This is a genomic window from Deinococcota bacterium (assembly GCA_030858465.1).
In the GTDB taxonomy this organism is placed as follows: Bacteria; Deinococcota; Deinococci; order Deinococcales; family Trueperaceae; genus JALZLY01.
Genome location: JALZLY010000204.1, coordinates 1 through 6,851, shown reverse-complemented (window position 1 = coordinate 6,851; position 6,851 = coordinate 1). Strand labels below are relative to the sequence as shown.

Annotated in this window: 6 protein-coding genes; 2 read left to right on the top strand and 4 right to left on the bottom strand. The window is 65.3% G+C overall.

Annotated features, from left to right (window positions below):
* Nucleotides 1-4: 4 nt before the first annotated feature.
* Together M3498_10340 and M3498_10335 are read right to left on the bottom strand one after the other, a co-directional pair.
* Nucleotides 5-526 carry a PEGA domain-containing protein gene (locus M3498_10340; protein MDQ3459680.1) on the bottom strand — a complete coding sequence of 174 codons (522 nt, stop codon included), beginning with the start codon at nucleotides 524-526 and terminating at the stop codon, nucleotides 5-7.
* Nucleotides 527-622: 96 nt separating this feature from the next.
* Nucleotides 623-1,894, bottom strand: a complete 1,272-nt coding sequence (locus M3498_10335; GenBank protein ID MDQ3459679.1) for a PPC domain-containing protein — start codon at nucleotides 1,892-1,894, stop codon at nucleotides 623-625.
* Between the two features lie 201 nt (nucleotides 1,895-2,095).
* Here M3498_10335 and M3498_10330 point away from each other — a divergent pair, with 201 nt between their 5' ends.
* Together M3498_10330 and M3498_10325 are read left to right on the top strand one after the other, a co-directional pair.
* The gene (locus M3498_10330) at nucleotides 2,096-2,503 is read left to right on the top strand and encodes a hypothetical protein (protein ID MDQ3459678.1); all 408 of its coding nucleotides are present in this window, start codon (nucleotides 2,096-2,098) and stop codon (nucleotides 2,501-2,503) included.
* 112 nt (nucleotides 2,504-2,615) lie between these two features.
* Entirely contained in the window at nucleotides 2,616-5,849 is a 3,234-nt protein-coding gene (locus M3498_10325; GenBank protein MDQ3459677.1) for an AAA family ATPase, read from the top strand.
* A 143-nt stretch (nucleotides 5,850-5,992) separates the two neighbouring features.
* Here M3498_10325 and M3498_10320 read toward each other — a convergent pair whose 3' ends face one another.
* Both M3498_10320 and M3498_10315 read right to left on the bottom strand, forming a co-directional pair.
* A complete protein-coding gene (locus tag M3498_10320; GenBank protein ID MDQ3459676.1) occupies nucleotides 5,993-6,181 on the bottom strand; it encodes a hypothetical protein in 189 nt (62 codons plus the stop codon).
* Nucleotides 6,182-6,210: 29 nt separating this feature from the next.
* On the bottom strand, nucleotides 6,211-6,851 hold a 641-nt coding region (locus M3498_10315), incomplete at its 5' end, for a hypothetical protein (GenBank protein ID MDQ3459675.1).

The following is a 6,851-nucleotide window of genomic DNA, read 5'->3' as shown; positions in this document are numbered from 1 at the left end:
GTGCCTAATCACCCTCTTCGCCGAAGTCGGTAAAAACCTCGCCGGGCGACAGGTCGTACCAGGCGCCCGTGGCGCCGTCCAGGATGAGGGGTGGCAAGGTCGTGCCGAGCGCGACGCCTAGGGCTATGCTCTGCGCCAGATCACGCCCCAAACACCCCGAAAACCAACCTCCCGTGGTGCAGGGCGGAGCGGTGAGAAATATCAAGGTGCCCACGGCCAGTCCGGGCACGACGTCGAGCGCGATCCAGGTGGGGTCCACCGTGTTGGCGATGTGGATGAGGCGCTCCTGGCCGCGGTAGCGCAGGATGACGTCGTGGCTCTTGGCGACATCAAGGCCGATGGTGAGGGGCGTGGTCCCGTAGAACTCGCCGTCGATGATCACCTCGGCGCCTTCGGGTGCCGAGGTGAAGGCTATGTCCTGGGCCGTCCCCTTGGCGACGAGGGCGCAGCCGCTCGTCAAGAGGATCAGGCTAAGCCAAAGGACTGCAAGGTTGGCCCGCTGGGCCGTCGTGTATGCCACGTTCATGGGCTTTTCTCCTATCGGCTGACGAATATGCTGACGTTCAGCTCGTCATGGTGGAGAGTGATGGGGGCCGCCAAGGCCCCCATAGGAAGAGGCTGATCAGGGGGCGGGCGGCGTGGTCGTGACGCTCAGGTAGTAGAACCCTATGCGTGAATGATCGCCGCTAAAGTCAAAGTCGGGAAAACCGCTCACCGCGAGATAGTAGGTGCCAGGTGCGAGGCTTTGCTCGAGATAAGGGTCAAGGCCGTCGTCATCGTCGCTGATGGCGATTTCGCCAAGGCTGCTATCGAAGAGGCCCATGACCGAGTCGAGACTCGAGCCGAGGCTCCAGGCGTCTATGTCAGCAACCACGGTGGCGGCTGTCGTCAAGGTAAAGCGGAACCAGTCCACATCGCTCGGTACGATATTCAGCTCAGGGCTCGAGAAGTCGAGCGTGATGAGTTTTGCCATCGAAGGGATGTCGTTAGGTTCATACTGATCAGGCTCCGGTCTGGGCATGACGAACACCGTGACCTGAGCCGTGCTGCTCTGTCGCTTGTTGGTGGCCGTGAGGGTGTAGGTCGTGGTCACCTCAGGCGACACGGCAATCCACTCCTGCCCGGTCACGTCGCCTATTCCCTGGTCGATGCTCAGCCTGGTCCCGTCCGGGGCCGTGACCCACCAGCTCAGGTAAGCGGATTGCCCTTCGTAGATGGTCTGCGGCCAGACATCAAACCACTCGATGATGGGACCGCGCCGATCGATGGTGACCGTGTGCGATCGGGTTTTGCTCAAATAACCGTTGCCGGACAGTCCCTGAAGGAGGTTGGTGGTCCCCCTCGAGACGCTGCCCGACACCTCGGTGGAACGGTTGCTCCACTGCCAGCGTGAGTTGCTTCTGTAGTTCGGGTACCTCTCTTGATAGCGGTTCTTTTCCTGCCAGAGGTCGCCCGCGCCCTTCCAAGCCAGATTCACTCGGACAGTGAAGGTTTCGTCAGAGGAATAGTCGTAGACTGCGACGCTGGTTTTTAGCGTCGCGGACTTGAGGTTGCCGCTCACCTTGAAGGCGTTGTTTGCCAGCGTGGTGTGGCCACTCGCATAGGAGTACGAATCCGTGCAGAAGTCATACCGGTAGATGTCGACATACATCCAAGATTCTCGGCTGCCCGATCCAGGGCCGCTTTTTGACATGCCCTTGCTGGCGTAGACGTCCACGGAAGAGTAAGAGCACTCATCCCAGTCGGAGAAGTAGGCGCTGGCGCTGTTAAAGGAGTACCTCTGGTTCAGTGCTGACGTACCGAGGGCTTCCGGCGTGGAGGGCTGGACCTGCGAGCAGGCGGCGAGCAGGACCAGGGTCAAAGCGACGAAGCCAAAACGCAACGTGTTTCTCATGGGTATGCACCTCTTGCGCCCCCGCTCGAGGGGTTGCGCGTGAACGGCTGCACGGTGAAAGGACATCGGCTGATGAGCGCACTTGGAGCTAACTTGCCTTGGCGGCCTGACCACCTCCCTAGCTCGAGTTGCGATCACTCTAGAGAGTTCAGCGTTATGCGCGCGTTACGCGAAACGTCACGTCCGTGAAAGCGTTCACAAGTGATGGGAATGCTCTTCGCCGACCCGGCGCGCCGGCTGCTCGGTGTGGTCGCCGACCTGGGGGCGGGGGCGAACTTTGTCGCCCGGCGTTGGCGGCTCGCGCTGCTCTTTGTCATGATTCCCGTCCTCTACGGCGCGATGGGCGGCCTGGGCGTCCTCGAGGTCTCGGGCATCACCCTCTTGCAACTCACCTTGCCGCACGGCCTGCGCGGCAAGGTGATCGGCCTGGTGCTCAGCCTGAACGGCCTGGGCCTGGGCGGCGGCGCCTGGCTGGCGGGTCGGGCCGAGAGAACGGGCTACTACGCAGTCGCTAGCGGGCTCATCTTGCTGCTCAGCCTGCTGTGGGCGGGGGTGAACGCCAAGCGGCCGCTCGAGCGGCTTGGGACCGTCCCGGACGGGCCGCTGTAGGAGTGGGGAGTAGGGGGTTGCTTGGCTAGGCGCTCGCTGGGCCGGCTGAGCGGCGCGCCGCGCGGAAGGGGCATTGTCAGGAGGGCCGCGAGCGCGTACAATAGTGAGCACCATGATGGTAGGGGCGGGTCATGACTGTCAGATCCAACTGCTGGGCGGCGCTCGCGTCCGTAGCGGCCAGGACTGGCTTGCCTTTGCGCCGGACAACCGCTACCGGCTGCTCGCCTACTTGGCCTGGGCGGGGGACTGGGTGAGCCGCGACCGGCTCGCCGACCTCTTCTGGCCCGACAGTGGCAGCCGCGAGGCCAAGCGCAACCTGCGCCAGCTTCTCCAGCGCCTTTACGGCCTCGCCTGGCTCGAGAGCCAAGGCCATGGCCTCGAGATCGAGCGGCACAGGCTGCGCTGGAGGGTGGCGAGCGACGTCGCTGCGTTCAGGTGGGCGCTCGAGGGAGGCGAGCTCGACGAAGCCCTCTCCTGCTACGGCGGTCCCTTGCTTGACGGGCTGGAGAGCTATAATAGCGTGGAATTCATCAACTGGCTCGAGGCCGAGCGCGCGCAGTTGCACTCGAGCTGGCGGAGCGCGCTGCTGCGCCGAGCCGGGGAGTTGGAGGAGCTGGGGCGGCGTGATAGGGCCGTGACGTTGCTCCGCGCGCTGCTACAGCAAGATGACTTAGACGAGGAGGCGCTGAGAGCCTATATGGGCGCGGCGGCCAGGGGGGGGCACGGGGGAGGCGCGCTAAGGGCCTATCACGACTTTGCCCGGCGGCTCAAGCGGGAGTTCGACCTCGAGCCCACCTCCACGACGAGGCGTCTGGCCCAGGCCATCGAGGAGGAGGACGTGAGCGCCCTAAAGGGGCTGAGCCTAAGCCCGGCCCCTCAAGCGCCCCTGGCCGGCGCGGCCACCTTGTTTATAGGCCGCGAGCGGGAACTCGCCGAGGTGACGCGCCTCTTGTCGCAAGCGGAATGCCGCTTGCTGACGCTGGTCGGCGCCGGCGGGGTGGGCAAGACCCGGCTGGCTCAGCAGGCCATGCGGGAACTGGCTGGGCGCTACGGGGGCGGCAGCTACTTCGTGCCGCTGGAGTCCCTGACGTCTGCCGAGTCCATGCCCTCCAGCATCGCCGCGGCGCTCGGGCTGCAACTGCGTGGTCAAGATGAGCCGCCCTTACAGCTTGCCCGGCACATCGGCAACAGGCACCTGCTGCTGGTCTTGGATAACTTCGAGCATCTGCTCGCGGGGGCGACCCTGGCTACGCATTTGCTGAGCCGTTGCCCCAGGCTCGAGCTGCTCGTCACCTCCCGCGAGCCCCTGAACCTACACGAGGAATGGGTGCTCCTTGTAGACGGCTTGTCCCTGCCCGCGGGCAGGGGGACCGGTTTGGAAGAGGCAAGGGGCTACGAGGCGGTGCGGCTCTTTACCCAAAGAGCCGGACAGATCAGCTTCAAGTTTCTCCTCGACGAGGAAAACCTGCCCGACGTCATCAGGATCTGTCGGCTCGTGGAAGGTTCCCCCCTGGGCATCGAGCTCGCCTCGGTATGGGTGAGGCTGATGCCGGTGGCCGAGATTGCCCAGGAGATCGAAACAACTCTGGATTTCCTGATAGCCTCGACAAAGGATGTTGCCGAGCGCCATAAGAGCCTGCGGGCGACCTTCGAGCACTCATGGGGGCTGCTGACCCCTAAGGAGCAGGAGGTTCTGGCAAGGCTCTCGGTGTTCCGCGGCGGCTTTACCAGGCAGGCGGCTGCCAACATCGCCGGCGCTCTGACCCCCCTCTTGGCCTCGCTCGTGGATAGGTCGCTGGTGCGTTTGCAGCCAAGTGGGCGCTACGACCGTCATCCGCTTCTTTACCAGTACAGCCAGGAGAAACTGGCCCAAAACCCTGAGGAAGAGGCCCGCACCCAAGCCAAACACGGGAGGTACTTTCTCGGCTTGATCGAGGCCAGCCAGGAAGCGGGCGGCAACGACGCGCAGGGACACCGCCAAGTCGACGGGGCCGAGCTTCAGAACGTCGCGGTGGCCTGGCGCTGGGCGGTCGCCAAGGGGCGGGTCGATGACTTGCAGCGGGCCGCCGGGGCGCTGACCGAAGCCTTCGCCAATCGCCCCCGCGACGTGGCGCCGCTCCTCGAGGAAGGTCTCGCCGTCATTCGCGCCCTCCCCGACACTTCTGAGCGGGTGGCGCTGGAGCTGGCCCTGGAGGTCGCGCTGGGTCCTCCCCTGATGATGATCAGGGGCTACGCCGCGCCCGAGCTCGAGGCGCACTTCGCCCGGGCGCGGCGGCATTGCCTCTTGCTTGAAAACGGCCTCTCGCTTGAAAACGCCCCCCAACTCTTCCCGGCCTTGTGGGGGCTATGGGGTTACTACGTGGTGCGCGGCGAGTGCAAAGCGGCGCTCGAGCTTGGCGAGCAGGTCATGCAAGCGGCGGAGCAGGCGGGCGATCTTGCCTTGCAGGCCGAGGCTCACCGGGTGCTTGAAGAATCCCGGCTGTGGCTGGGTGAGTTGGGGGCCGCCCGCGAGCACCTGGAGAGGGCGCTAAGCCTGGACGACGCCCAACCGCGCCTGCCCTCCTTTCTTTACGGGCACGCGCCCGGCGTGACCGTCCGGGGCAGCGGGGCCCTTACCCTGTGGTGTCTTGGCTATCTTGACCGGTCCCTCAAGCTGAGCCAGGACTCCATCGCCGTGGCTCGAGCCTCCCCCCACCCCAACAATCTCGGCCTCGCCCTGACCTTCGCCAACGTGCTCGGGATGTTGCGGCGCGAAGCGCAAGCCACCAAGGCTCTGGCCGAAACCACCGCCGAAATTGGCAAAGAGCACAACATCGTGCTGCTAACGGCGATAGGGACGCTCGGTCGTGGCTGGGCGCTCGGCGAGCTCGGCTGGGCCGACGAGGGGCTTGTCGAGTTGCGGCAGGGCTTGGCCTCCTGGCATGAAACGGGGGCGGGCTTGTGGACGCCCTTTATGTACGCGCTTCTCGCCGACGCGTGCGGCAAGTCGGGCCGCGCCCAAGAGGGCCTGACGGTGCTGGAGAGGGCCTTCGCCCACGTTCTTGCCTTCGGCGAAAGATGGTGCGAGAGCGAGCTTTACCGGCTGAAAGGGGAGTTGCTCCTCGAGCAGGGCGCAGCCGAGGCGGAGGTTGAAGAGGCGTTTTGGGGCGCCCTCGAGGTCGCGCGGCGGCAAGGGGCCAAGTCGTGGGAACTGCGGGCGGTTGGGAGCTTGAGCCGCTTCCGGGTGAGGCAGGGAAAAACCAGGGAGGCCCGCACGCTTCTTACGGAGGTCTGCGGCTGGTTCCAAGAAGGCTTTGCCACACCCGACTTAAAGGAGGCTCGAGAGCTTCTAAGGACGCTGGCCTAGAGAAGTCCTGCCTGGTCCTGCCTGGTCCTGGAGGAGGCAGTGAAAGCGTTCACGAACAGGCTTATCCCCGGCGCTGCCTGCCAGGGGCGGCCCGCAGGAGTGGTTGAAGAGGGGGCGGCCGAACTGCTGGCGCGGGTTGCTCATCATCCGGCGGCCGATCCCCTGACCAGGGCGCTGGCGGGCCGGGTCCTGGCGTTGCCGGACGGGCCGGCCGCGGTGGAGGGCTTGGGTAGGGCGAGGCCGCGAGCTTCGACGAGGTGGTGGAGGAGGTGCTGGGCCGGCTTCTCGACGGGGAGTGATGGGAAGGAGACGCGCCGTTCCTCCTCACCCACCACCTCCGCGCTCAGTCTTTCAGCCGGCTTCAGTCACATGCCGGCAGTGCCGGGCTCGGCGAGCCGCCGGCAAGGTCTAAGTTCAGGCTCGAGCCGAAGTCGTTGCCGCTCCAGCAGTTGCCCGTACCCGTGCCGTCCCAGAGGAGGTCCACGCTGGCCGCGGGGGGCAGGAAGTCGATGGGCTGCGTGCCGCCGTTGCCGGTCGCGGTATTGCCGATGACGCGCACGCGGTCCGGGAACGGCTCGATGTCGCCGACGGGCGTGCCCGCGAGCTCGGCTAAGAGGCCGGTATTGCCCACGCCTATGCCCACGAACTGGTTGCCCGTCACGGTGTTGTATTCGATGATGCTGTCGTCGATGCCGATGATGAGCATCCCCGAGCCGCTGGGTATGAACTGCTCGAGGCCGTGGTCGGCGAAGTTGGGCAGGTTGTTGTCGTGCACATGGTTGCCGCTGAGCCAGATGTTCGAGACCGAGATGGGCGGCGCGTCGGGAAAGCCCGGCAAGAGCGCGACGAGAAAGCCCGCGGCGTTGTTGAAGCTCTCGTTGCCGTACGCCTGGATGAAAGACGAGTTGGTGATCTCGATGCCGGTGACGTTTTCAAAGGTCACGCAGTTTTGGATGGTGATGTCGTGCGAGCGGCGGCCGACGTAGACGCCGGCGTCGCTGT